Genomic DNA, 23,888 nt, shown 5'->3' with positions numbered 1-23,888 from the left:
TATCCAAAATAGATGAAGGGGTAGAGTTATGGCAAAGCCACAAGAAAACAGTTTATTGGCACAAATTGAAGCCATAGCACAAGGGTTAAGTGAGACCTTCGCCCCTTTCTGTGAAGTAGTGGTTCATGATCTGAAAAACCCCGAACATTCGATTATTTCGATTCATAACAACCTCTCTGGGCGCAAAGAAGGTCAACCGACAACTGAATTGGGTCTCGCCCGTATTGAATCCGCCGATTTCCCCAATATCATCGCCAATTATGCCAATCAATTTCCAGATGGACGCCCAGCCAAGAGCACATCAATCGGTATCAAAGATGAAACTGGGCAATACGTTGCTGCATTGTGCCTCAATTTAGATATGACCCAGTTTCGCAGTATGCAAAGTATGCTGTCACAATTTACAGAGGTGGGATGCAGCCCCGTCAAAGAGCATCTAGAACCCAACGGCAGCGAAGCTATTCGTACTCGCATCGATCAATACGCCGCTTCTATCGCCGCCACTCCACGTACCTTGAAGGCGGATGACCGAGTTGCCTTAATCGAGATTTTACGCAAAGAAGGTCTTCTTGATATTAAAAAATCCATGGATACCATCGCGCAACACCTTGGGGTTTCTCGAGCTTCGGTCTATTTATATGCCAAAAAAGACAGTTAAAAATCCCAAATTGCTTTTCCTTGCCAGCATTCATCGATCAACGTTAGGAAGTAGCTCACTTTGAGCGGCAAATAACGTTTTGTCGGATATAAAGCGCAAATCGATGATTCTTGGCGAGAAAATTCACTCAATATCGGTAGTAGTCGCCCTTGCTGAATAGCAGTTCCCACTAAGAAAACCCCTAACTGGCAAATTCCTTCACCTTCAATGCTGGCATCTAGAATTGCCTGAGTGTCATTCAACGTCAGGCGCCCTGATACGGGTAATAGTTGCTTTCCCTGAGGGGTATGAAATTGCCACGAAACCACACTGCCCCGATGTTTAAACGCCAACTTTTGGTGCTTTACTAACTCTGAAATGCTCTGCGGAGTACCATATCGTTGTAAATAGGCAGGAGATGCACAAGTGACCATGCGATGTGGCGCTAAGACTTTACGGATCAGCCGGTTATCATCATTTCCCCCAATACGAATGGCGAGGTCAAACCCTTCCCCGACAATATCGCTATAGTCATCCGAGAAATGAACATCTACCTCCACATTAGGCCATCGCCGTACATATTCTTTGACAATAGGCATGATGTACAAACGTCCAAATATGACCGGAGCCGTAATGCGCAATAACCCTTTCGGTTGTTGTTGTCCCTGACTCAGTTCATTTTCGATATTGGCGACTTCGTGTAAAATTTTGAGCGCCCCTTCATACACCGTTTGCCCTTCATCACTTAAGCGAAGACTTCGCGTTGTGCGATGCAATAAGCGAATTTGTATTCGGTTTTCTAATCGCGCGACACATTTCCCGACGGCTGAACGCGAAATACCCAGTCTTTCCGCAGAATGCGTGAAGCTTCCTGTTTCAACCACATCCACAAAGACTTTCAAGTCGAACAAGTTATCCATCAGTAATGATGCTGAATTAGACACGATTTATCCCCAATGAAGCCACAGCAGTGATATTTATTATCAATAATGTCCCAGATAAGATCAATTCACGCTTGAAACTATTTACTGACCGTAATTATTTGGAACTTTATATGATGAATACAATAACGATTGAAGCCAATGCAACTGTTCAACAGCGATGGGGAGCCATCCTGACGCTCATGTTGGCGACCTTCAGTGTGGTGACAACCGAGATGATCCCTGTAGGGCTATTAACGCCGATTGTGGAAGATTTTTCTGTTTCTTTAGCAACCACCGGTTTCTTAATGACACTTCCTGCTATCAGCGCCGCCATCAGCTCACCGCTGATTGTGTTATTTACGCGTTCTGTTGACCGCAAAACACTGTTATTGATTGGGGCGCTTTTACTAACCCTTTGTAACTTAGTGGCGGCTTTAACACCGTATTATTGGCTACTCTTGATCAGTCGTCTTTTTGTTGGCGTTTGTATTGGCATTATTTGGGCATTAGCAGGCGGGTTAGTGCCTCGCTTAGTGGTAGCCCCCTCTGTCGCGCTAGCAACGTCGTTAGTTTTTGGTGGCGTGGCAGCAGCGTCTGTATTGGGCGTACCTTTCGGCGTTTTAATGGGCGAATGGCTAGGCTGGCGTGTCGCATTTGCTTCAATGTCCTTTATTTCATTGCTACTTTTCCTCTCTTTACTCACGCAATTACCTTCTCTTCCCGCGATGACGTCTCCCACATTCAAAACGTTTATCACTGAAATTAAGCGTCCCATCATTATCAATGGGCTGCTAATAACGCTGCTTATTGTATCCGGGCATTTTATGGCATTTACCTATATTCGTGCGCTGCTATCCAATAATGATTTGATTTCAGTCGACCTTTTAGGGGGTTTATTACTGATTTACGGGTTGGCAGGTATCGTAGGTAACTTCCTATTTGGGCTCACCGCCAACAAACACCTAAATTTTACGGTCGTGATGATAGCCAGCGGTCTTATCTTAAGTTTAGGAGCATATATATTCTTTCCAATGAGTGTATGGATGGCATTATCCATCATGGTACTTTGGGGAATTGCTTATGGTGGCGTATCTGTCACTTTAATGACTTGGATGATGCGTTACAGCGCCCATAATATTGAAGCCACAAGCTCCCTGTATATTGCCTTTTTTAATAGCGGAATCGCCTTAGGCTCTGCGCTTGGTGGTGCTTTCGTCTCACTGTATGGGTTAATTGGCAATTTACATGTCGCGGTATTGTCATTTGTAGCTGCGCTTGCGCTGTTAGGGATCAATGATTACCAGAAAAAAGCTCGCTAAATTCTCTAACAAAGTCGATTTATTATTAATAACTAAAGTAAATGGCGTTTAAATTAGTAACGATTGTTTTTTTTAGCGCTAGCCTTTCTTGCTGAGTTATTGCATAAATAGCTATCACCAAAAATAGGGAAATAAAATGACAAAAACAGCACCATTAACACTGTATTACGATACCTTTGGTCAGTCAGAACATCCTGCTGTCGTACTTATTGCAGGGTTAGGTGGACATAACATTAGTTGGACATCAGAATTTTGCCAACAAATTGCAGATGCAGGCTTTTATATTATCCGTCCCGATAACCGTGATGCGGGCTTATCGCCACATTTAGATAATTACCCGCCACTGAATATCGGAGAAATGGCTGAGCGATTACAAAACGGCGAGCATGTCGATGTTCCCTACACCTTATTTGAAATGGCCAATGATATTATCGCCTTGTTAGATGCCTTATCCATCGAAAAAGCCCATATTGTAGGGCGTTCAATGGGCGGAATGATAGCGCAAGTAGTAGCATCAAAAGTTGCGAACCGCACTCTTTCACTTTGTCCAATTATGTCATCAACTGGCAATCCGCAATTACCGCAAAGCGAGCCGGATGTCATGAAAATGCTCATGTCTCCTAGCGTAGATCCTAAACAGGATTTTGAAGGCTACATTGCTGGGCAACTCGCATTTTACCGCCGTATTAGCTCAACATGCGTACCGTTTGATGAAGAAAATTGCCGTGACTATATTACGCAAGCATTCCAGCGTAACTACTCTCCTGAAGGTACTAAACGTCAGCTAGCTGCCGTTGCAGTAACGGGTGATTTAAGACCTCTCCTCGGTGCCATCACTGCCCCAACGCTGGTAATTCACGGCTCTGTTGACCCATTATTCCCCGTCACTTCAGGTCAGGATATTTTTGATAATATTGAAACGGCAAAATTAGAAGTGATTGAAGGTATGGGGCACGATACGCCAGCCGCATTAAACCCTCAAATTGCTGAAATGATTATTGAGAATATGCGAGATAGTGAAGTTAATTAATAAAGTTAAGTTTGTAAATAAGCGCCTGAATAAAGGCGTTTATTTATAGCCAGCCTTGCTGTTTATGTTGTGCGCAAATTGGGCACAGAGTTTCTTCCGAAGTCCATGCCGAAAAAGGTAATTGGCATTTTTGGCATATCCCATCAAAATAATGGAAATGCTGTGGTTCGCTATTTTTTGCTACGTGAGGGTGAACTTGAATTGATTTTGGGAAACAAACCACTTGGCAACTCATACAACCGGTACAACGCTTATCGTCTAAACTAAATTGATGATCTTCTAGCTCTATCGCCTGCTCATCACACACTTTCGCGCATGCGCCACATAAAATGCAACTCGCCGTATCTAATGCAATATGGAACCAGCTATCTTCAGGATAAAACTGTTTTCTGGCATTTAATCCCGTTTTAACCTTGCCACTATCTAATGGCTGACTATCTAATTTTTGACGAAAAAGCATTCTACGCCGCCCACTATCCACTTCCGCAGGTTTGGTGATAGTCAAACTCCAAATAGGCTCTTGTAATGCTTCCAGTTTTAAATTTAATGCGGCTAAGGCTGGCAACCATTTGTCCACCAACGGTTCGGGAATTTGCATACCTCGAATGGCATATTGACGATGCCAAACAATCAGTTCTTCAGGGCTAGCAAGTGGCTCATCATGGCTGATAACCAAAAAGCCATTTTGGTAGGTTCGTTCATGAGGTTGAATATTTTCAATGGCATCGACTGGACAGGTAAACAGGCAGTTACCGCATTGATAACACAGTTCATTATCAATTTTCGCATCCATAAAACCAAAAGAAATCGCACCCACAGGACAGCTGCTCGCACAGTTGTCACAAACACTATTTTTCAAGCGCTTATGGACACACTTTTCATTAATAACAGGTTCTGGAGGAAGATCTAACTGAATGAACCGCCGCATAATCTATTCGTTTACCTTTGATGATTAAGCTTAATAACTTTCTATCATCTTAATGCAACGGCTTAAAATTAACATGACATAAATTAAAAATTAACGAGATATGACGGCATTACACGCAAAGACACTCACTTGCTCTAGGATTTTGTCCAATAAATCTTTATCAAGATTTTTTTGATTCAAGCGTTTTAATAGTGATTTTTTCGCAATCACAAATCCCAAAACTTGCCCAATTAAAGCATGTGCTGAAATAATCGCCGTTGCTTGATCTTTATCCGTAATAAATTGGACAAGTGAAGTTAAGCGAGAATGAAAAGGTTCGATAAACTCTTTAAAGATAATATCTGCATTTTCTGTAGGTTCTAACTGCTCTCTTAAGATTAATATTGAATAATACTCATGTTCCGGTGACAGCAACGCCAACCCTAGCCCTTTTATTAATAGTCGGAGTAATGATTCAACCTCTATTACCTCATGACTTGCCCGTGATTTTAATTGCTCAAACTGCACATCAAATATGCTCACATTGCTCATTTGGGCAAGATCTGCCGCAATTTTATGGATAACAGCTGCATAGACCCCCATCTTTCCTCCCATATGATAAGGGATGGCAGATTGGTTAACTCCAGCACTTTCAGCCAGTTGACGAGTTCTCACGCCATTAATACCATAAAGAGCAAACTGTTTGATGCCTTCATTGATTAATTTTTCTTTCGTCAGCTCCGAAGAGAGTGTGTTTTTGTTTATTTCTGTCATATGCAGCTGAAACCCTAATTACATTAAATGAGTAACATTATACGTCGGCACGCATTAAATGCGTCGAATTATTATTTAATTCTATCCCCTTATCTTTTCCCACAATAACGGTACCGCCTAAATTACATAAATGATAATCAAAGGCACAATTGGGTTCAAACGCAAATGTCATTCCTGCTTTTAAGATTAATTCACGCCCAGGATTAGGCAGTCGGCTTATATGTCCATATTTTTGAGCTAACGGTAATATTTCGATTCCGGGAGCCGTACCAAAACCAATTGGACCATAAGGATTAATGCTATGAATAAGCGGATGAACATGCCAACCTTTTGCCTTTAATAATGGTTGTTCCATTTTGTCCACCAACTCCCCAAAGGTAATGCCTTCTTTGAGATTCTCTACACCTATCTCATAACATTCTCGCGAAACTTGCGCAGCTCGCTCAATATTCGGATGTATTTTCCCCACCGCTACCGCAGCTTGATGCTGAGTTTCATACATCCCATACAGTGCAAAAATTTCAGTTAATACAATATCTCCATATTGTATTTTCCTCGGTTTTTGCGAACGGTACTGCCATGCTGGTTGTCCCCAACCAATATATTCAGGACCTGACCCCATCAAAATTTCTGCGGTAAACCCACCCATCGATAAACACGTTGAAGTCACTGCCGCAGCAATATCCGCTTCGGTATTTCCGGGAATAGCTGTTTTGCGCATCGCCTCACTCATGGCTTCACCAATCATGGCTGCATGTTTGATGTGCGCGATTTCCTCATCACTTTTGACCGAGGCTAATTGGAAAAAGGCTTTATAAACAGGCACAAAATTTACATTCGGTAATTGCTCTTTAATACCTGACAGCGTATTAAACGGCATCGCACCATCAAAATAGAACGGCGGATATGGTTCAAGCCCAATGACGCCTATCTGAGCATTCGGTGATACCCCTAACTGAATCAAAATATTGCCGATATTGCGCCCTGTTTTTCCCACCATAATCTGCTCAGGTGAAATCCATTGCATATCATTGCGTATAGACGCCTGCATATGGTCAGCCACCATCATCGGCGCAAATGTTACCACTATTGGTGCTTTATCTTGATGGAACAGCACCACAGATCCTAGTCTGTCATTGGTAAAATAATGATCGATACAAAATGGTGCAGGTGCGGCGGACTCCCTATCGCCATACACCATCAAAACTTCCAAATCATGCTCCTTCATAATTTTACGAGCCAAACCCCATCGTCTATCACGCTCTTTAAGGGTAAATGAAGCTGGTATCATTGAATTCATCATAATTTCCTCGTTTATATTATATTTAATTCATTTGAATGAATTAAATATTGATCGCAATGATACTGAAGTCAAATCAATCATAAGCATTAAGTGCTATCACTTGGAAATTACTTGCCCCAAAAACGGATAATGAATTGAAAATTCAGCGATAAATAAACAACGCTCCAACCAAACATTTTGATCATCCTTTGAATAGTTTCGAGTGTATACTAGAGTAATCTCAACATTTTTAACCCTAACCGATGCCAAATGACATCCCCTACCATTCCCAACCAAAGGTTTGTATATGAATAATTTTGAGTTTTACAACCCAACGCGCATTGTTTTTGGTGAAGGTAAAATAAGTGAATTGGACCGATTGGTTCCCGCGAATGCAAAAGTCCTCGTGCTATTTGGCGGTGAAAGTGCTCGCAAGAATGGCACCCTCGATGAAGTTGCGAGTGCATTGAAAAATCGCCAGATTGGCTATTTTGGTGGGATTGAAGCCAACCCTCGCTATGAAACCTTAATCAAAGCTGTCGCGCAAATTGAACACGAAGGTTATGATTTTTTACTGGCTGTTGGCGGTGGCTCCGTCATTGATGGTACTAAATTTATCGCGGCGGCAGTCAATTACGCAGGAGATAAATGGGAAGTGGTGACCAGCGGCGGTGCCACTATTGAACACGCATTACCTTTTGGTACGGTGTTAACCCTCCCTGCTACTGGCTCTGAAATGAACAAAGGCTCTGTGATCACGCGTGAAGAATTACACGCCAAATTAGCCTTTATGAGTGACAAAGTTTTCCCTCAATTTTCTATTTTAGACCCGGTTAAAACCTACTCATTACCACCTCGTCAAATCAGCAATGGGGTTGTGGATGCGTTCGTACACGTTATCGAGCAGTACCTCACCTACCCTGTAAATGCCAATGTTCAAGACGCATTTGCTGAAGGTCTACTGAGAACCTTGATCGATATTGGTCCGAAAGCCTTAGCAAATCCAACCAATTACGATGTGCGCGCCAATTTAATGTGGACCGCAACGTTAGCGTTAAATGGTTTAATTGGTGTTGGCGTACCGCAAGACTGGGCAACCCACATGTTAGGTCATGAAATCACCGTTCTCTACGGTTTAGATCATGCCCAAACCTTAGCCATTATCCTGCCTTCCTTAATGGAAGAAAAACTGCCTCAGAAACAAGCGAAAATGGCGCAGTATGCAGAACGCGTCTGGGATATCCGTGATGGCAGCGAAAAAGAAAAAGCACTCAAAGCCATTGAATTAACAAGAAACTTTTTCGAAGCAATGCAAGTAAAAACACGCTTTAAAGATTATCAGCTCAACCAAGATATCGTAGAGCCTTTAGTTGAGAGCCTCGTGGCGCATAGCATGGTGACACTCGGGGAACACCGTGATATTACCCCTGAAGTGAGCCGTCGAATTTATCTCGCTTCATTATAATGACCGTGTATTATCAAAAGAGCGCATTCCCTTGCGCTCTTTTTTAATGACTCGAACAGGGTTTTAAGTTCACTTCCGCGACCAACCATTTCAACAATAACGCCGCGCACCAAAAACGATGACTTTTGATATTGAGAAAGGCAACCGACTCTTAATTTATATGCCGATTAAATAGGATGATGAATCAATAATTAATTGATTTTTTATGCAGTTAAGCTGATAGCAGATAACTCTACTATCTGCGTCGCCGCTATCTTTAGCCAGATAATTGGTTGGCAATGGCACAATAGCATGATCAAAATATTGTTTTGATTTCCCGCCCTAATAACCCGTTTCTTGGTGCCGCAATTTTATGTATTTTATATAATAAAATTATATAAAACATTTTTGTAACAATCGTTTTTATAACAACCATTTTTATAACAACAATGTACTCCTAGGTCGTGAGCCATGTTTTCTAAATCCAATATCTCGAATACTGCCCTGCTCGCGTCTTCGCTGCTATTAACCATCGGGCGCGGCGCCACATTACCATTTATGGCGATTTATCTGACACGCCAATACCATATGGCGATCGATATCGTCGGTGTTGCTATGACTATTGCCTTAACGGTCGGCGTGCTATTCAGTATGGGATTTGGCATGCTGGCGGATAAAGTCGATAAAAAACGCTGCATGCTTATTGCGGTGATAGCGTTTATTTGTGGATTTATTGCAATTCCGCTGATGAACAATGCACTATTGGTGATTATATTTTTCTCACTAATTAACTGCTCTTATTCTGTTTTTTCGACTGTATTAAAAGGCTATTTTGCAGATACTTTGTCATTATCCTTAAAAACTAAAGTATTTTCCCTCAACTACACCTTTATCAATATCGGTTGGACGGTCGGGCCCCCAATGGGCACATGGTTATTAATGTACAGCATTAATTTACCATTTTGGCTAGCGGCAGTCTCCGCAGCCGCCCCTATCTTTTTTATTCAGCGATTTGTTCAAAGCACCAAACCTGCTAGCCATGTTGATGGTCAACCGCGAGTGTGGAACCCTAAAGCAATGCTCCACGACCGTGCATTGGCTTGGTTTATTCTCTCCACTTTTCTCGGCTCACTCGTTTTCGGCTCTTTTACCACGTGGATCTCCCAATATGTAATCACCGTTGCTAACAGTGATTTTGCACAAGCAGTAATTGGTGTGATTTTACCTGTCAACGCCGTCGTCGTTGTCACTTTGCAATACACGGTAGGTAAACGTATTACGCCGGATAACTTAAGACGCTTAATGACCATTGGTAGCGTATTCTTTCTAGGGGGATTAGCGGTATTTATGGGATCTGGGGATAATCTCTATTTATGGGCGTTAGGTTCATTTATCTTCACATTGGGCGAACTTATTTACGCACCAGGGGAATATATGCTAATTGATAGCATTGCCCCTGAAGGCATGAAATCCAGCTATTTTTCTGCTCAAGCGCTGGGGCTACTTGGCGGGGCATTTAACCCTATGATGACGGGGTTCGTTCTGACTGAACTTCCTCCGTATTTTATCTTTATTATCTTAATGGTAGTGACAGTGCTGGCATGGTTAAGTATGCTTAATGGCATGCGAATTAAAAATAAACAAACCCTCGCATTAGCAATATAAACTGCGGTAAACGTAGTTTGCTGTATAAATAATGTTCCTTATGTTTAATTACCCGCTAATAGCTATTATTAGCGGGTTTCTTTTTTCTGTTTCAATGCCCTATTTCAACAGACTCATTTTTAAGGTTTCTCCGAGAATTTTTATCGCGTTACGCCGTCTTGGGATCAACTCTAAAGCATAATTAATACGCAGGTGGTTTGGGTAGCAATCGCCTGTAGCAAAGTGGGTTCCCGTCAATACCGTCACTTTATTGCGATGTAAAATCTCCATCAATTTCGCAGTATCTGCTGCCGGATGCTCGACCCATAATGAAAATCCACCTTGAGGCCTTGAAATTCGAGTATTAGCAGGAAAATGCGTTTCAACTAATTCCCGATATTGACATTGTAATTCACGATATTGCTGACGCATTCGGCGTAAATGCAAAAAATAGTGCCCTTCTTTTAAGAAATTACTCATCACTTGCTGCATAAAAACTTCGCCAGAACAATGCGATAAGTATTTTAAATGCATAACTTTCTCTTTGTATTTACCGGGGATTATCCACCCCGTCCGTGTTCCCGGTGCAACGGTTTTAGAAAATGAACTGCACAGAATCACATGACCTTCGGTATCCAGAGATTGGATCGTTGACGGACGCGGATAAGCATATGCAAGAGGCGCTAAACAATCATTCTCGATAATCGTACCTTGATATCGATTAGTCATCTCAAGCAACCTTTGTTTATTTTTTTCCGGCATAATACTGCCCATCGGGTTATTGCATGTCGGCGTGACCACCACCGCTTTGACCTGCCAACATTGGAAAGCTTCTTCTAACCTCTCCAAGTTAATCCCTGTTTGGGGATCAACGGGAATTTCGATGATTTTACGGCCCAGCCCATAAAGCGTTTGCAATAATCCGGGAAACGTCGGTGATTCAACAGCAACCACATCATTGGCTTGGGTACATGCTTGAATTGCAATAGAAATCGACTGATGGGCGCTGGTGGTCGTCACGATATCATCAGGGGTAAATGACTGACGATAATCAGATACATGATAGATTTGCTCTCTGAGCGCGGCTAACCCTTGCAAGCTATCATACTCAAGTGTTAACGGATTACGACGCCGCGCCACCATATTCATTTCTTGCCATAATGGCTCTAAGGTTTTATCTGCAATATTAGGTACCGCACACGATAATGATGTGACTCCTGCACGCTCTTCAACACGCAGGAAGTCCATCGTCGGGTTCCATTTATCAATATGAACAGGCTTTTGAATATAGTTAGCCACTTTAGGCAATGGTGCTGTGGCCTTTTCAGGGATCACAAAATAACCCGATTTCGGTACTGCATAAATGAGCTGACACCGTTCCAGTTCACGATAAGCCAGTTGAGCCGTGGTAATGCTCACATCATGGCAGCGACTAATATCACGTACCGACGGCATTTTCTCCCCACCAAGAAACTCTCCTCGATGGATTTTGCTCTGCAGCATTTGGGCTATTTGTTTATAGAGCATCGCACTCATTTCCTTAAAATCGAATCCCGTATCTGTAATGTAATACAGATTTCGCTGAGATGATCTGTATTTTACAAAAAAGCCAATCTGTCACTTTTTTAAGTCAATTTCTCATGCGAAGCTAAATAAACAAAATACAGCAATAGGATTTTATTTATGGAATATGAAAAAAATATAAAGGGCAAACCATACCCAAAATTTATATTAACACAACCAATTACATTCATCTTTCGATGGGTAATCTCATTATTTACAAGGAAAAAATATGAGAAATATAAAAATCAAAAAATCTAAGAGTTTATTTAAAAAAATTAAATCGACCTTAATTAAATTAATTTTCGAAGGATATAAAACAGAAACCGCGCACTATAATAAATAGAAAACGATAATTGTAAATTCAAAACTATCTAATTAGAGAATATATATGATATTTATATTGAAAATTGCTGCGGCAATAGAGATATTGGCGCAGCCTTATTCTATTTCAAAATAGATCTTATTATTTTTTTGCAGATTCTTTTAGTAATAATGCCCGCTTTCGGTCGATCCCCCAGCGATATCCCGATAATCCACCATCCGTTCTCACTACTCGATGGCATGGAATCACTACAGCTAGCATGTTTGCACCACATGCATTCGCCACTGCTCTAAACGATTTAGGTGTTCCCATCTTTTCTGCGATTTCACGATAACTCACCGTTTTCCCAACAGGAATATTCCTTAACACTTGCCACACTCGTTGCTGAAATGCAGTTCCTCGAATATCCAAAGGAAGATCAAAACCTATTTCTGGGGCTTCAATAAACCCAATAACTTTAGAAACCACTTGGTCGAATGCTTTATTTCCACCAATCAACTGAGCATGGGGAAATTTATCCTGTAAGTTATTTAGCAATTGTTCAGGGTCATCTCCGAATAAAATTGCACAAATGCCTATCGGACTTTGTGCAACCAGTACATTTCCTAGCGAGCAAACGGCCAGAGCAAAATAGATTTTGCTTCCTTCACCACCTAATTTCCACGCTGTCGGCGTCATGCCCAATCGCGAATTTGCTGTTTCATAAAAACGACTGTTCGAATGAAAACCCGCATTATAAATAGCGTCAGTGATCCGTTCATTTTCCTGTAATTGTGCTTGTACTTTCTGATGAAGATAAGCATCGCGATAGGCTTTAGGCGTTAATCCAGTTTGTAATTTAAATAATCGATGAAAATGAAACGGGCTTATTCCGACATAATCAGCTAACTCAGCCAATGTATATTTCTGGGTATTTTGCTCAATATACCGACAAGCAAGCTCAATTTTTTCTTGATAAAACTGAGCTTGCTGTGACATTTCGTGACGACGACGTTTTCCCGACTGAAAACCCTGCGCTATCGCTTGCTGCTCATTATCAAAAAACAGCACATTATCTCTCTTCGGTAATCGCCCCGCAGCGGATGGATGGTTATAAAGTTTCGATGTTTTCACACCATACACAAAATAACCATCTGCAGCTTTATCGCGTAGTTTCAGTGCATTCCAGCGCTGCTCATCTGTGGCCCATTGATTTTTCGTCGACATATATTTAGCCCTTTACTGATTTCACCGTGATCAGTATCTCTGGTTATTATATGTCGAACACTCCAAACCTTGCTTTTTAATTCGCGCTACACATTACGTCCTGCGTTTGTGTTTCGCTATTTTTCCGGCGTACAATCAGCAAAATCACTATAAACCCGACTATCGCCAATAATGCGCCCATAAAACTCATCGTCGTGTAGCTGTAGCCATGGGATAAAATCGCCGCACCGACAGCCGCTCCAATGGCATTTCCCAAATTAAATGCACCAATATTCACGGAGGATGCTAGCGCTTGCGCGCCAACAGCCGCATTCATCACTAAAATTTGAATGGGTGGGACGAGTGCAAAGCTAACAATACTCCAGAATAATAAACCAACGGTAGCTCCAGCGATATTTGTCGCAATTATTGGAAACATCACCATGCTTATTGCAGATAATACAAACAAGGTTAATAAAGTTGGATATAAGTTTTTATCCGCAAAATAACCACCAAGATAATTACCGATACTAAAACCAAGGCCAATGACCATTAACATCATTGTAATTGTCTGATCTGAAGCCTGAATAAAATTCATTAACATTGGTGTTATAAACGTATACAAGGTAAACATTGCACTTGCTCCGAGTACCGTCGATAACATACCTAACATCACTAATGGGCGCTTTAAAATACGCAATTCATTTTTAACGTTAACCTGGCTACCTTGTAAACGTGCAGGAATCGCAAAAATTAAACTGGCGATCGTGAGCAATCCAATACCCGAAATTAAATAGAATGCCTCACGCCAGCCGATTAATTGCGTTATTTTAGTGACTAATGGAACGCCACCAATACCCGCAATGGTCAGCCCCATAAACATTGCCGCAATCGCACTCGCTTGTTTACCAGCAGGAACCACACTGGCCGCAACAATGGCACCTAAACCAAAAAATGCCCCGTGATTTAGGCTAGTAATTAACCTTGAAAGTGACAGCGTCACCAAGTTAGGCGCTAAACCCGATAATAAATTCCCCACCGTGAAAATAGCCATTAAAAAAACCAACGCAACTTTTGGGCGCTTACTCACTAATAATAGCGTCATGATTGGCGCTCCAATCATCACTCCCAGCGCATAAATCACCACAATCGCACCGACAGAAGGAATGCTTTCATTCAGGTTTTCAGCGATATAGGGAAGCATTCCCATCGGAGAAAACTCGGTAATACCAATGGCGAATGCTCCAACAGATAACGCGAGCAATGCTGTGTTTATTCTCATTTTTATGCCTTATAAACCAATATCAATTGACCGGCGGCAATTCTTCCATATTGAAAGCGGTTGAAAAACCCATTATGGTGAGAATAACTTTTGCGGGAAATGCAATAATGAAAATCACATTAGAAGAGCTCCAAACATTTATCAGCGTAGTCGATTACGGCTCTATTACAGCAGCAGCCGACCAGCAATGCATGACGATATCCACCGTGAGTCGTGCATTATTGCGTTTAGAAGAGAAAGTCAAAACCACGCTACTTTACCGAACCACTCGCGCCATCAAACTTAGTGATGAAGGTGCTGCATTTTTGCAAAAAGCGCGAGAAATAGTCCGACTAGCTCAAGAAGCCGAAGATTTGCTATCCGCTCGCCAATCGATTCCATCAGGTAAGCTACGCATTGATGCTTCTACCCCGTTTTTAACCCATGTAATTGCTCCGTTGATCCCTCTATTTTATGAACGATATCCCCAAGTTGAGTTAGAAATAAATAACTATGAAGGTGTGACAAACCTATTAGAGAAAAAAACGGATGTCGCGTTTAGAATTGGCACGTTAAAGGATTCTTCACTCAGTGCAACACTATTGGGTTATACCCAGAAAAGGCTAGTTGCTAGCCCCGCTTACTTAGAAAAATATGGAATACCGGAAACGATAGAGGATCTCCATAAGCATTGTTTGCTCGGTTTCACAACGCCAGAGTCATTAAATTATTGGCCACTCGAAAACGCCGATGGCAGCTTACTCAAAATTACCCCCCATATCGCCTGCGCCAGTGGCGAAGTGCTACATCATTTAGCGCTGCAAGGAACTGGCATTCTCTCTTCTTCCGACTTTGTAAGCTTAGATGCCTTTGCCAATGGCGGACTCGTGAAGGTGCTAGAACAAAAAACGATAACAATGAAACAGCCGATTAATGCTGTCTATTATCGCAACCAAGCTGTTTCTCCAAGGCTACGCTGCTTTATTGATTTTATTAAAAAACATTCGACAAAAATCGACCCGAGTTAATTCTTATTCACTCTTTTTCTAAACTCACTTAATGTTGCACCAGTATGCCGCTTAAAATAGCGGCATAAATACGAGGTGTCTTCAAAATTTAATTCATCCGCAATACCCTGAATGGTGAACGTTCCTCTCTCTAACAGAGCTTTAATCTCTAAAACCACTTGTCTATCAATCAGTGCCTTGGGCGGATCGTTGAAGAAGTCCTTCACAATTTGCGATAAATAAAACGGTGTAATCGAAAGTTGATTCGCATAGAACTTAACCTCTCTTTGCTGTTTACAATGCTGGGTTATTAATGTCCAAAATTGCCAACATAATTGTGATTTACGGCTACGTTCATCTGAAAAATGGGATTGTGCATGATTGACCTGATTAGCAATTTCTAAAAATAGATTTTGTAAATGTTGCCGTAATTGTAATTTCCCATACTCTGCGCGTTCTTGGTGGTAATATAAAAATAGCTGATACCAATGTGAAAATAGTGTGGATTGTGCCGATGACATTGATAAACGTGGTTGAAAATTAAAATAGGCAAACAATGAATTAGGTAAAACAAATGCAATATCTGTGGCAAACGTCTTATCAATATGGATGTAATCTACAATAAAATTCCGAGAACGCTTCTGTAACGTAACAAAAGTGTCATTATACAAAACAAAGAGCTCATTTTTGCGTAAGGCATAGCGCTTAAAATTAATATTGAAAATCCCAGCTCCTTGCCTACAAATACATAGCGTCACATAGTCTGGAGACAATACTGTATTTTGCAATTCTTCCAGTGTCGTCGAGCCGATGCTGACTACCCCTTCCCATACAGATTGATGCTGCTGCAACTCTTTCATGTTCAACACACTCACATTTCATTCATGCCATTAGCTTTATTAACCTATTCTACCTAGTTTCTTTAAAATGTCAGTTTTCATAAGTACCCAAAATACCGAGGTTAAACTATTAAAAAAAGCAAATAAATACCTAAAATAGGTGGCATAATATCAATGCAATAAAGAGAAAATAACATGATTTTATATACACAAAGGCTGATTTTACGCCCTTGGCATATTACTGATGCGGCAGACCTTTATCATTATGCAAAAGATGAACGTATCGGCCCTATTGCAGGCTGGCCACCTCACCAGAGCGTCGAAGAAAGTGCGAAAATTATTCAATCCATTTTTATGCGCGATGGTGTGTTTGCCGTTGCGCTAAAAGAAGATAACAAAGCCATTGGCTTGATTGGTTTATCTATCGGAAAAGAGAGTAATTTTCCAATTGGGGATAACGATGCGGAAGTGAGTTATTGGATAGGCGTACCATTTTGGGGAAAAGGGCTCATTCCTGAAGCTATCCGAGAAATCATGCGACATGGATTTAAAAATCTCAAACTGGATAATCTATGGTGCGGTTATTTCCAAGGTAATCAACAATCTAAAATTGCTCAAGAAAAATGTGGTTTCCAATATTACACAACATTAGCCCCACAATTTATTGAGCTTATTGGCGAGACAAAGACTGAAGAAATTAGTCGCATCACTTATCAGCAGTGGCAATCACAAGCTTAATAACCCTTACTACGCTATCCCAAAAAGATAGCGTACCCTTCAATACCATAATCTTGCAGTTTATCTGACTTTCAGCATGGATTTTGTAACAATCTACGGCAATATAATGAAAATATCCGACAGCCTACTTCCATCAATGCTATGATTTCCTGATATTTATAAACTACACGTCATACAATAAAAATATCCAAGGTAAACACATGCACGACTATGGTATTTGGACAATTATCACGCCAATTGTCACTATCCTTTTAGCTATTCTCACTCGACAGGTGATGCTTTCATTAATGCTCGGTATTTTAGTCGGTTTTACCGTCATTAATGACCACAATGTATTACTCGGCATTCGCGGAACTGTGGATGGCATCATCGATACATTTTCTTCCGCCGGCAACACTCGTACCATCGTCTTTATGGTCATGATTGGTGGGATTATGCGCCTAGTCGTCGTCACAGGCGGTGTTCGTGCATTAGTTCAGCTACTGACAAATAAAACAAAATTAATTAAGAATAGAACGGCAACACAATTACTCGCCATAGTCATTACTGCCTTAATTTTTATTGAGAGTTCCATCAACCAGTTAGTCGCGGGGGCATCCACTAAGAATTTAGCCAGACAATATGGCGTTGCCCCAGAAAAAATGTCATATCTTATTCAAACCGCCTGCGTTTCTGTTTGTTCATCAGCTATTATAAATGGTTGGGGGGCAGTGATTATGGGACTCATTGGTGTACAAATTTCCCAAGGTCTTATTTCCGGTGAACCCTTCGATATTTTAATTAAATCTATCGGCTACAACTTAATGGCATGGCTATCATTGGTCACCATTTTATTCTATGTGTTCACCAATGTTTCATGGGGACCAATGAAAAAAGCCGAAATGAAGTATCAAGAAAATTTCATGACAGGAAAATTAGCCGAATCTTCACTTACAAATGAAGAGGAAGAGATTATTGAACATCCGAATGCCCATTCAGCCTTGAACTTTTTCATCCCTATTCTTTCTACTGTATTAATGGTTCCAGTGGCCTTATATATCACAGGTGATGGGGATTTCAGTAAAGGGAGCGGCTCAACGTCCGTTTATTGGGGCGTTATGTTCGGTACCGCAGTTTCTTTTTGTTGGTTTATCGGAAGAAGGCTATTAAATATTGATAGCTTCTTTAAAGAGCTATTTATTGGCTATGCCAGCATGTTAAAAATCAGCTCCATCATGATTTTAGCTTTCTTGATGGGAAATGTATCTTCTGAACTGAATACGGGCGCTTATATTGCTGAAGTCACTCAAGGCATTATGGCACCTGGATTCTCTATCGGCTTTATCTTTATCATTAGCGCTATTATGTCGCTGGCTACGGGTACCTCATGGGGAACCTTTGCCATTATGATCCCGATTGGTGTTCAATTAGGGTTATCCGTCGGTATGCCAATTGAATATATGATTGGCGCAGCCATATCAGGGTCTATTTTCGGCGACATGACCTCACCTATTTCTGCGGATGCCATTGTTGCCTCTATGGCTACTGATTGTGATCATATTGAACATATTCGCACTCAAATGCCTTATGCATTAGTAACAGCAAGCTTCGTACTTGCCATTTATCTCTATTTAGGATTTACCAATTAATACAGGGGAATTTAGATGTCTCTTCAACAAAAATTAACTCAGTTCGCAAAAGTTGACTTGCTTAAAGCATCGACCCCATTGAATCAACTCGATAATTTATCGCGTTTATATGGTCGAGAAATCTACATTAAACGCGATGATATGACGCCGTTAGCAATGGGCGGAAATAAGCTGCGTAAACTTGAGTTTTTAATGGCGGATGCCTTAGCCCAAAATGCAAAGATTATTGTGACAGCAGGTGCGATTCAATCAAACCATGTTCGTCAAACTGCTGCGGTAGCGGCAATGTACGGACTGAAATGTGTCGCTTTATTAGAAAATCCTATTCAAAGTGAAGACAGCAATTTCCTGCATAATGGCAATAAGCTCCTGACCGATTTATTTGGTACTCAATGCGTCATGTGTGACGAATTAACCGATCCACAAGCACAAATGGCAGAGTTAATTAAATCATTAGACTTGCAAGATGCTTATATCGTCCCTGTTGGTGGTTCCAACGGTCTGGGCGCATTAGGTTATGTTCAATGTGCGATTGAAATTGCTCAACAAAAACCGACCAATATTGAATTTGATAAAGTGATTGTGGCTTCTGGCAGTGCCGGAACTCACGCTGGCTTAGCGATTGGCTTACAAGAATTACTCCCTACTTCACAACTCATTGGTGTCACCGTTTCTCGTAAACAGCAAGATCAGGCACCAAAAGTTGAAAAACTGCAAACTGAATTAGCAGAATTACTGCAAATTAAAAAAACACCAGACATTACACTTTGGGATGATTTCTTCGCACCAATGTATGGCATGCCAAACCGCGGTGGTTTAGATGCAATAGCGCTATTAGCTCAAAAAGAAGGGATCCTTCTTGACCCAGTTTATACAGGAAAAGCCATGGCGGGTTTGATTGATTATTTAGACAATTCCTCTGAAAAAACACCTGTATTATTTGTCCATACTGGCGGTGCTCAAGCCCTTTTCGCCTATTCAGAAATTAACAAAACCATTAAATAATAAATATCGCTCTATGGAGTCAGTTATTTCCATAGAGCGCCTATTTTATACTCGCGATTTATTCGTTACCCATAACCCGAAGATAATCACTATCCCCCCCAATAATGCAGAGAATGTAATTTCCTCATTTAAAAACAGCGTTCCTATTATTACCGCCGTCAACGGATTAAGTGCAATGAATGACCCGGCTCCCGCGGCACCTAACTGATCAACACCTTGGTAATACCAAATATAAGCCAGTGCTGAGCCTAATATTCCAAGGTATAACAGGCTCATAACATCGGTATTTGTTAAGTGTATAATCGCGCTAAGTGTTAATTGCCCCATGATACTTGACGCGATAACCAATAGTGCAGTTCCTAATAGCACGGCATATGCAACCGTATGTATAGCGCCAATTTCGCGGATAACATTTTTACCTGCAACGGTATAAATCCCCCAACTCACTACACAACCTAATATGGCAAGATCACCTTGGTTTGTTAAAAACCCACTCACATCTGACGTTTTTGCTGATAACAATATTGTTGCCCCTAATACACAACAACCAATACCCACACCTTTAATTTTCGTGATTTTTTCTCGCCATAATAAATAGGAAATTAAAGCAATCATCGCAGGATTAATTGCCACCAACAGTGCCGCTCGAGACGCAGGAATAAGCTGTAGCCCATAGAAAAAAAAGACTTGGTAGATAAATACACCGCTACATCCCAACAAGAGAATTTGAAAAAACTGACGCGAATTCACTTTTACCCAACCAATACGAGTGCAGCTCAGCAAAATAAGCAATGCAACACTCGCAAAAATAAAGCGAAGCGTCGCTGAAAATAATGGTGATATATCGGTTTGTAACATCCTACCAGCAATGAATGTTCCTCCCCATAATATCGAGACACAGATCATTTTTAGAACAACAATATTGACTGACTTTTGTTGAACCTGCCTTTTGGTTATTTTTAATTCCATCGCGATGTTTCCCCATCCATATCAGATATTGTGTACTTTATTGACTCAGTCATTCGATACGGATAAGGTATTTGTTATCCAAGATCATAATCAAATGAGTATTTACTCATGACACTAAGCCAACTGGAAATATTTACCCGTGTTGCTGAGCTAAAAAGTTTTACCTTGGCGGCAATGTCTTTGAATATTTCCCAATCTGCGGTTTCACATGCCATTAAATCCCTTGAAAAAGATTTCAATGTCAGTCTATTTACGCGAGAACAAAACCAAGTCACTCTGACCGAAATTGGTAACACACTGCTAAATCGCGCCCAACATATACTGAGCCTTCAAGAAGCAATGCGGCAAGAAGCACTAGCATCCAATGGATTAAAGAAAGGTGTTTTACGGATAGGATCTTTCGGTCCCGGCTCTTCAACGGGTATTTTGCCCCCATTATTAAAGGTCTTTCGTCAGCAATATCCAAGCATTGAAATTATTGTTGATGAAGGAGACGATGAGAGCGTGGCTCAATGGTTGCAAGAAAAGCGCATAGATATTGGTGTTGTGGTCTTGCCAGACGAACGCTTTGATACTTTTCCCATAAAACACGACCAATATGTGGCAATTTTACCGCTAAACCACCCTTTGACTCAGTACGACGGAGTTACACTAAAACAATTGTGTGAGTACCCCTTCAACTTAACTCAAGCCGGTTCAGGTAAAATTGTGATGGGACTATTTTCTGCACAAAAGCTGACACCTAAAATTCAATTTAGGACCCGCCAGCTTCTCAGTACGTTTTCATTAGTTGCACGAAATGAAGCCGTATCGATTGTGGCTCAACTCGCAATCCCCGAAAATATTAACAACATCGTCGTAAAACCATTAATTCCCCGCGTGACTCGGGATATTGCCTTTGCTGTTAATAATTACAGTGATGCGTCTCCAGCCACAAAAGCATTCATTAAACTAGTAAACAGCCGTTATCGTGATTAAGTGTTTTTCGTTGTTAATCGGTAATGAATAACATACAGGCAATTTTCTGTTGGATATATTTCACGAATTAAAGCCTTCAACGTTTCTAATGTCATCGCTTCTTGAGTCGCGTGATACTCTGAAATATCATCGTAGTTTAGTGGCTCAACAGAAAGTATTTCAATGTCGGTATAGTACTCGCCAGTTTCTAACGCGTGGACTTTGACAACGGAGCCTGGTACATAATGACTCTCACTTTCATCACGAATGGTGATCACTTTTTCACCGGAAACAACCAGTGGTAATAAACGCTCAAAGAACGTAATGGTTTCGGGGATATTGTTCACAGATATTCCTTAATTTTCTCTTAATTAAATAAATGCTATCCCATGTACCATAGTGACAGCAATCTCAATTTGCTCAATAGACTAGGAACGTTCAGTTAATTTATTAGGACACAATGAAATGACTCACAACGAAGCGTGTTTTTACTCATTAGAAAATATTTTTTGGTCTGCTATTTGCCTAAAGACGCATCATGTAGAGCCAAATACGTTTGCCTATTTTACTGAGCTAAAAACTCCCGCTTTTAATTATATTTACTTACATTCAGGAGCAACTATTGCTGGCTTTGAAGCGGCAAATACATTATTTCAACAACAGTCAAAACCCTATATTTTAGTTGTTCACACCGATGAATTACCCAAGTTCTCAAATTGTATACAACAGCATGATCTTATTGATGATGGTGAATCAACAGCGATGGTCTTTGAATTTACGGGAAATGAACTCAAAACGGAAAATCAGTTACCAGACGACTATCATATAAAGCTTAGCAATCATAATATCTCTGACTGGTCGAAACCGCTTATTACTGCGTTTCCTGTAGTCAATGAACTTGATTGTGATAATGATGAATCCATCATTGATGAATATATTCGCTATCACCAGCGTGCGTTGGACAAGCAAACCAATATCATGCATTTTGTCTTATTTAATCAGCAGACCCCTGTATCATCACTGACACTCACGTTACACAATGACATTGCGCGCTTAGATGATATTGGTACAGATATTGAATTCCAGAGACAAGGATGTGCCACGGCATTGATTAAACATGCCTTACAGGTTTGTCTTCAACATAAAATCAAGCAGTGTTATTTGGAAGCGTCTAGCGATGGTTTGTCGGTTTATCAAAAACTAGGTTTTAAACCGATTTTTAAATATCACAGCTACATTTCAGAATAGAATCCCTAAATACCCAACTAAGAATTCTTTAGCTGGGTATTTACCCAACCTATTTTTTGATATTTAATTTTGTATACCAATCCTGAATATCAGCGATAACGACTGCTGTCTGATTATTGTCCTGACTGTCTTTAAAATAGTGGTCTAATGTGGAATAAGTTTTATAGGTAATATTGGGGTTATTAATCTCATTCATCATTTTCTGTGAGCCTTCCACATCCACATTAATATCGGTGAGCGTTTGGATCACTAAATGGGGTTTACTAACACCTTGAAGTAGTTTTTTATTATCTATCGTTAAGGCTTCATACCACCAATTTTGTCCGTGATTACTGGGAAACTGGTCATCGTCTAAATGATCATGCAAAACTGCATCTGCAAACTGGTTAAATCCTTCTATTGCACCTTGCGCTTCTTCAGCGGGTAGACTTTTATTAATGCTGTAAATCACATCATTAATAAAAAATTGTCCGCCACCATTTAGTGAAATAGCCGCATCAATAAAATTAACTCTAGACGCAATAATATTCGTGACTACCGCCCCTTCACTACCACCTAATACAACAATATGCTGATACTGATTTTTCAACTGGTTCAGCACAGCAATATAGTTATCCACTCTCTCAAAATAAGAATCATTTCTCATATATTCCACAGGGCAGTTCTCTTCTAAGGAATTTGGATCATGTAACCCTACATCTGGTGTTAAGCCTGTTTTTTCCACTAAAAGCACATCACTATTAGGTAATACTCCCCTAAAATTCTTAATCAGGTTTTGGTTATTAACGACACTTTTACAGTCGGAGCCTTGGATTAATACCAATAATTCTTTAGAGGGATTAGAGTCACTTTTAAGTAGGTAATAATGGATTTCTTTATCATCGTGTTTCAGTATTTGCCTATCAAAAGGATTTTCAGCAGATTCTACAAACACTGAATAACCCACTAAATACAGGGCAACCAATATAAATTTTTGCATTACCTTAACGTAACCCCAGTCATCTTTTATTTTTCAAAAACAATACATTGAAGCATATAACATTTACAACTCTATTTATCTTATTTACGTCACTCTATTTAGCATATTTATGCAGGTACGATCTCTTTATTTCCACTATCATAATGGATGAATTAGTAAGATAATCTCATTGAGTTCCAAAGCTTTTTATAAATTTACATGACATTTTATAGAGTAAATGAGCAATG

Annotated in this window: 22 protein-coding genes; 11 read left to right on the top strand and 11 right to left on the bottom strand. The window is 40.5% G+C overall.

Going from position 1 to position 23,888, the window contains the following annotated elements; genetic code table 11:
- Nucleotides 1–28 precede the first annotated feature (28 nt).
- Nucleotides 29–658, top strand: a complete 630-nt coding sequence (locus M5X66_RS08300) for a helix-turn-helix transcriptional regulator (protein WP_036948015.1) — start codon at nucleotides 29–31, stop codon at nucleotides 656–658.
- Here M5X66_RS08300 and M5X66_RS08295 read toward each other — a convergent pair.
- Nucleotides 655–1,581 (bottom strand): LysR family transcriptional regulator, encoded by a 927-nt coding sequence (locus tag M5X66_RS08295; protein ID WP_036948020.1) that lies wholly within the window; start codon nucleotides 1,579–1,581, stop codon nucleotides 655–657. The two genes, M5X66_RS08300 and M5X66_RS08295, sit on opposite strands and share 4 nt — an antisense overlap.
- Nucleotides 1,582–1,691: 110 nt before the next feature.
- Between M5X66_RS08295 and M5X66_RS08290 the strand changes: the two genes are divergently transcribed.
- Together M5X66_RS08290 and M5X66_RS08285 are read left to right on the top strand one after the other, a co-directional pair.
- Entirely contained in the window at nucleotides 1,692–2,879 is a 1,188-nt protein-coding gene (locus M5X66_RS08290) for an MFS transporter (protein WP_270104004.1), read from the top strand.
- A gap of 136 nt (nucleotides 2,880–3,015) precedes the next feature.
- The gene (locus M5X66_RS08285) at nucleotides 3,016–3,909 is read left to right on the top strand and encodes an alpha/beta fold hydrolase (protein ID WP_036948025.1); all 894 of its coding nucleotides are present in this window, start codon (nucleotides 3,016–3,018) and stop codon (nucleotides 3,907–3,909) included.
- A gap of 43 nt (nucleotides 3,910–3,952) precedes the next feature.
- On the opposite strand, the gene M5X66_RS08280 is transcribed toward M5X66_RS08285, so the two are convergent.
- From M5X66_RS08280 to M5X66_RS08270, 3 genes are all read right to left on the bottom strand, one after another.
- Nucleotides 3,953–4,837: a 4Fe-4S binding protein gene (locus tag M5X66_RS08280; protein WP_154610131.1), complete on the bottom strand. Its 885-nt coding sequence runs from the start codon at nucleotides 4,835–4,837 to the stop codon at nucleotides 3,953–3,955.
- Nucleotides 4,838–4,927: 90 nt separating this feature from the next.
- Nucleotides 4,928–5,590 (bottom strand): CerR family C-terminal domain-containing protein, encoded by a 663-nt coding sequence (locus M5X66_RS08275; RefSeq protein WP_036948028.1) that lies wholly within the window; start codon nucleotides 5,588–5,590, stop codon nucleotides 4,928–4,930.
- 37 nt (nucleotides 5,591–5,627) lie between these two features.
- On the bottom strand, nucleotides 5,628–6,890 hold the full coding sequence (locus M5X66_RS08270; protein ID WP_195848061.1) for a M24 family metallopeptidase: 1,263 nt from the start codon (nucleotides 6,888–6,890) through the stop codon (nucleotides 5,628–5,630).
- A 289-nt stretch (nucleotides 6,891–7,179) separates the two neighbouring features.
- On the opposite strand from M5X66_RS08270, the gene M5X66_RS08265 reads away from it, so the two are divergent.
- Both M5X66_RS08265 and ydeE read left to right on the top strand, forming a co-directional pair.
- Nucleotides 7,180–8,337, top strand: coding sequence for an iron-containing alcohol dehydrogenase (locus tag M5X66_RS08265; protein ID WP_270104003.1), 1,158 nt, complete (start codon nucleotides 7,180–7,182; stop codon nucleotides 8,335–8,337).
- Nucleotides 8,338–8,787: 450 nt separating this feature from the next.
- The gene (ydeE, locus tag M5X66_RS08260; RefSeq protein ID WP_036948034.1) at nucleotides 8,788–9,981 is read left to right on the top strand and encodes an efflux MFS transporter YdeE; all 1,194 of its coding nucleotides are present in this window, start codon (nucleotides 8,788–8,790) and stop codon (nucleotides 9,979–9,981) included.
- Nucleotides 9,982–10,080: 99 nt separating this feature from the next.
- Here the strand turns inward: ydeE and M5X66_RS08255 are convergent, their stop codons facing one another.
- From M5X66_RS08255 to M5X66_RS08245, 3 genes are all read right to left on the bottom strand, one after another.
- The gene (locus M5X66_RS08255) at nucleotides 10,081–11,487 is read right to left on the bottom strand and encodes an aminotransferase-like domain-containing protein (RefSeq protein ID WP_230082444.1); all 1,407 of its coding nucleotides are present in this window, start codon (nucleotides 11,485–11,487) and stop codon (nucleotides 10,081–10,083) included.
- 499 nt (nucleotides 11,488–11,986) lie between these two features.
- Nucleotides 11,987–13,051 (bottom strand): bifunctional DNA-binding transcriptional regulator/O6-methylguanine-DNA methyltransferase Ada, encoded by a 1,065-nt coding sequence (gene ada, locus M5X66_RS08250; RefSeq protein ID WP_036948039.1) that lies wholly within the window; start codon nucleotides 13,049–13,051, stop codon nucleotides 11,987–11,989.
- 76 nt (nucleotides 13,052–13,127) lie between these two features.
- Nucleotides 13,128–14,312 (bottom strand): MFS transporter, encoded by a 1,185-nt coding sequence (locus tag M5X66_RS08245; protein WP_036948041.1) that lies wholly within the window; start codon nucleotides 14,310–14,312, stop codon nucleotides 13,128–13,130.
- Nucleotides 14,313–14,419: 107 nt separating this feature from the next.
- Here M5X66_RS08245 and M5X66_RS08240 point away from each other — a divergent pair, with 107 nt between their 5' ends.
- Nucleotides 14,420–15,319 carry a LysR family transcriptional regulator gene (locus M5X66_RS08240; protein ID WP_036948044.1) on the top strand — a complete coding sequence of 300 codons (900 nt, stop codon included), beginning with the start codon at nucleotides 14,420–14,422 and terminating at the stop codon, nucleotides 15,317–15,319.
- On the opposite strand, the gene M5X66_RS08235 is transcribed toward M5X66_RS08240, so the two are convergent.
- Nucleotides 15,316–16,158, bottom strand: a complete 843-nt coding sequence (locus M5X66_RS08235) for an AraC family transcriptional regulator (protein ID WP_154599274.1) — start codon at nucleotides 16,156–16,158, stop codon at nucleotides 15,316–15,318. The two genes, M5X66_RS08240 and M5X66_RS08235, sit on opposite strands and share 4 nt — an antisense overlap.
- 174 nt (nucleotides 16,159–16,332) lie before the next feature.
- Between M5X66_RS08235 and M5X66_RS08230 the strand changes: the two genes are divergently transcribed.
- The 3 genes from M5X66_RS08230 (at nucleotide 16,333) to M5X66_RS08220 (ending at nucleotide 19,508) form a co-directional block, all read left to right on the top strand.
- On the top strand, nucleotides 16,333–16,875 hold the full coding sequence (locus M5X66_RS08230; protein ID WP_036948047.1) for a GNAT family N-acetyltransferase: 543 nt from the start codon (nucleotides 16,333–16,335) through the stop codon (nucleotides 16,873–16,875).
- A 200-nt stretch (nucleotides 16,876–17,075) separates the two neighbouring features.
- On the top strand, nucleotides 17,076–18,503 hold the full coding sequence (locus M5X66_RS08225; RefSeq protein ID WP_154634037.1) for a Na+/H+ antiporter NhaC family protein: 1,428 nt from the start codon (nucleotides 17,076–17,078) through the stop codon (nucleotides 18,501–18,503).
- Between the two features lie 15 nt (nucleotides 18,504–18,518).
- Nucleotides 18,519–19,508: a D-cysteine desulfhydrase gene (locus tag M5X66_RS08220; protein ID WP_270104002.1), complete on the top strand. Its 990-nt coding sequence runs from the start codon at nucleotides 18,519–18,521 to the stop codon at nucleotides 19,506–19,508.
- A 45-nt stretch (nucleotides 19,509–19,553) separates the two neighbouring features.
- On the opposite strand, the gene M5X66_RS08215 is transcribed toward M5X66_RS08220, so the two are convergent.
- Nucleotides 19,554–20,477 carry a DMT family transporter gene (locus M5X66_RS08215; RefSeq protein WP_051422539.1) on the bottom strand — a complete coding sequence of 308 codons (924 nt, stop codon included), beginning with the start codon at nucleotides 20,475–20,477 and terminating at the stop codon, nucleotides 19,554–19,556.
- Nucleotides 20,478–20,585: 108 nt separating this feature from the next.
- Here M5X66_RS08215 and M5X66_RS08210 point away from each other — a divergent pair, with 108 nt between their 5' ends.
- On the top strand, nucleotides 20,586–21,455 hold the full coding sequence (locus M5X66_RS08210; protein ID WP_154636960.1) for a LysR family transcriptional regulator: 870 nt from the start codon (nucleotides 20,586–20,588) through the stop codon (nucleotides 21,453–21,455).
- Here M5X66_RS08210 and yqfB read toward each other — a convergent pair.
- Complete coding sequence (yqfB, locus tag M5X66_RS08205; protein WP_270104001.1) at nucleotides 21,452–21,781, bottom strand: N(4)-acetylcytidine aminohydrolase; 330 nt, start codon at nucleotides 21,779–21,781, stop codon at nucleotides 21,452–21,454. The genes M5X66_RS08210 and yqfB overlap by 4 nt on opposite strands.
- Nucleotides 21,782–21,899: 118 nt before the next feature.
- On the opposite strand from yqfB, the gene M5X66_RS08200 reads away from it, so the two are divergent.
- On the top strand, nucleotides 21,900–22,682 hold the full coding sequence (locus tag M5X66_RS08200; protein WP_270104000.1) for a GNAT family N-acetyltransferase: 783 nt from the start codon (nucleotides 21,900–21,902) through the stop codon (nucleotides 22,680–22,682).
- A 49-nt stretch (nucleotides 22,683–22,731) separates the two neighbouring features.
- Here M5X66_RS08200 and M5X66_RS18720 read toward each other — a convergent pair whose 3' ends face one another.
- Nucleotides 22,732–23,661: an acyl-CoA thioester hydrolase/BAAT C-terminal domain-containing protein gene (locus M5X66_RS18720; RefSeq protein WP_270103999.1), complete on the bottom strand. Its 930-nt coding sequence runs from the start codon at nucleotides 23,659–23,661 to the stop codon at nucleotides 22,732–22,734.
- Between the last annotated feature and the right edge of the window lie 227 nt (nucleotides 23,662–23,888).

The organism is Providencia sp. PROV188, from assembly GCF_027595165.1.
GTDB classification, from domain to species: Bacteria; Pseudomonadota; Gammaproteobacteria; order Enterobacterales; family Enterobacteriaceae; genus Providencia; species Providencia lanzhouensis.
Note: the sequence above shows the minus strand (reverse complement) of the source record. Positions and strands in the feature narration are given on the sequence as shown.

Coding starts and splice junctions, on each gene's coding strand:
- M5X66_RS08300 (WP_036948015.1), top strand. CDS start 29: ATGGCAAAGCCACAAGAAAACAGTTTATTGGCACAAATTGAAGCCATA.
- M5X66_RS08290 (WP_270104004.1), top strand. CDS start 1,692: ATGATGAATACAATAACGATTGAAGCCAATGCAACTGTTCAACAGCGA.
- M5X66_RS08285 (WP_036948025.1), top strand. CDS start 3,016: ATGACAAAAACAGCACCATTAACACTGTATTACGATACCTTTGGTCAG.
- M5X66_RS08280 (WP_154610131.1), bottom strand. CDS start 4,837: ATGCGGCGGTTCATTCAGTTAGATCTTCCTCCAGAACCTGTTATTAAT.
- M5X66_RS08275 (WP_036948028.1), bottom strand. CDS start 5,590: ATGACAGAAATAAACAAAAACACACTCTCTTCGGAGCTGACGAAAGAA.
- M5X66_RS08270 (WP_195848061.1), bottom strand. CDS start 6,890: ATGAATTCAATGATACCAGCTTCATTTACCCTTAAAGAGCGTGATAGA.
- M5X66_RS08265 (WP_270104003.1), top strand. CDS start 7,180: ATGAATAATTTTGAGTTTTACAACCCAACGCGCATTGTTTTTGGTGAA.
- ydeE (WP_036948034.1), top strand. CDS start 8,788: ATGTTTTCTAAATCCAATATCTCGAATACTGCCCTGCTCGCGTCTTCG.
- M5X66_RS08255 (WP_230082444.1), bottom strand. CDS start 11,487: ATGCTCTATAAACAAATAGCCCAAATGCTGCAGAGCAAAATCCATCGA.
- ada (WP_036948039.1), bottom strand. CDS start 13,051: ATGTCGACGAAAAATCAATGGGCCACAGATGAGCAGCGCTGGAATGCA.
- M5X66_RS08245 (WP_036948041.1), bottom strand. CDS start 14,312: ATGAGAATAAACACAGCATTGCTCGCGTTATCTGTTGGAGCATTCGCC.
- M5X66_RS08240 (WP_036948044.1), top strand. CDS start 14,420: ATGAAAATCACATTAGAAGAGCTCCAAACATTTATCAGCGTAGTCGAT.
- M5X66_RS08235 (WP_154599274.1), bottom strand. CDS start 16,158: ATGAAAGAGTTGCAGCAGCATCAATCTGTATGGGAAGGGGTAGTCAGC.
- M5X66_RS08230 (WP_036948047.1), top strand. CDS start 16,333: ATGATTTTATATACACAAAGGCTGATTTTACGCCCTTGGCATATTACT.
- M5X66_RS08225 (WP_154634037.1), top strand. CDS start 17,076: ATGCACGACTATGGTATTTGGACAATTATCACGCCAATTGTCACTATC.
- M5X66_RS08220 (WP_270104002.1), top strand. CDS start 18,519: ATGTCTCTTCAACAAAAATTAACTCAGTTCGCAAAAGTTGACTTGCTT.
- M5X66_RS08215 (WP_051422539.1), bottom strand. CDS start 20,477: ATGGAATTAAAAATAACCAAAAGGCAGGTTCAACAAAAGTCAGTCAAT.
- M5X66_RS08210 (WP_154636960.1), top strand. CDS start 20,586: ATGACACTAAGCCAACTGGAAATATTTACCCGTGTTGCTGAGCTAAAA.
- M5X66_RS08200 (WP_270104000.1), top strand. CDS start 21,900: ATGACTCACAACGAAGCGTGTTTTTACTCATTAGAAAATATTTTTTGG.
- M5X66_RS18720 (WP_270103999.1), bottom strand. CDS start 23,661: ATGCAAAAATTTATATTGGTTGCCCTGTATTTAGTGGGTTATTCAGTG.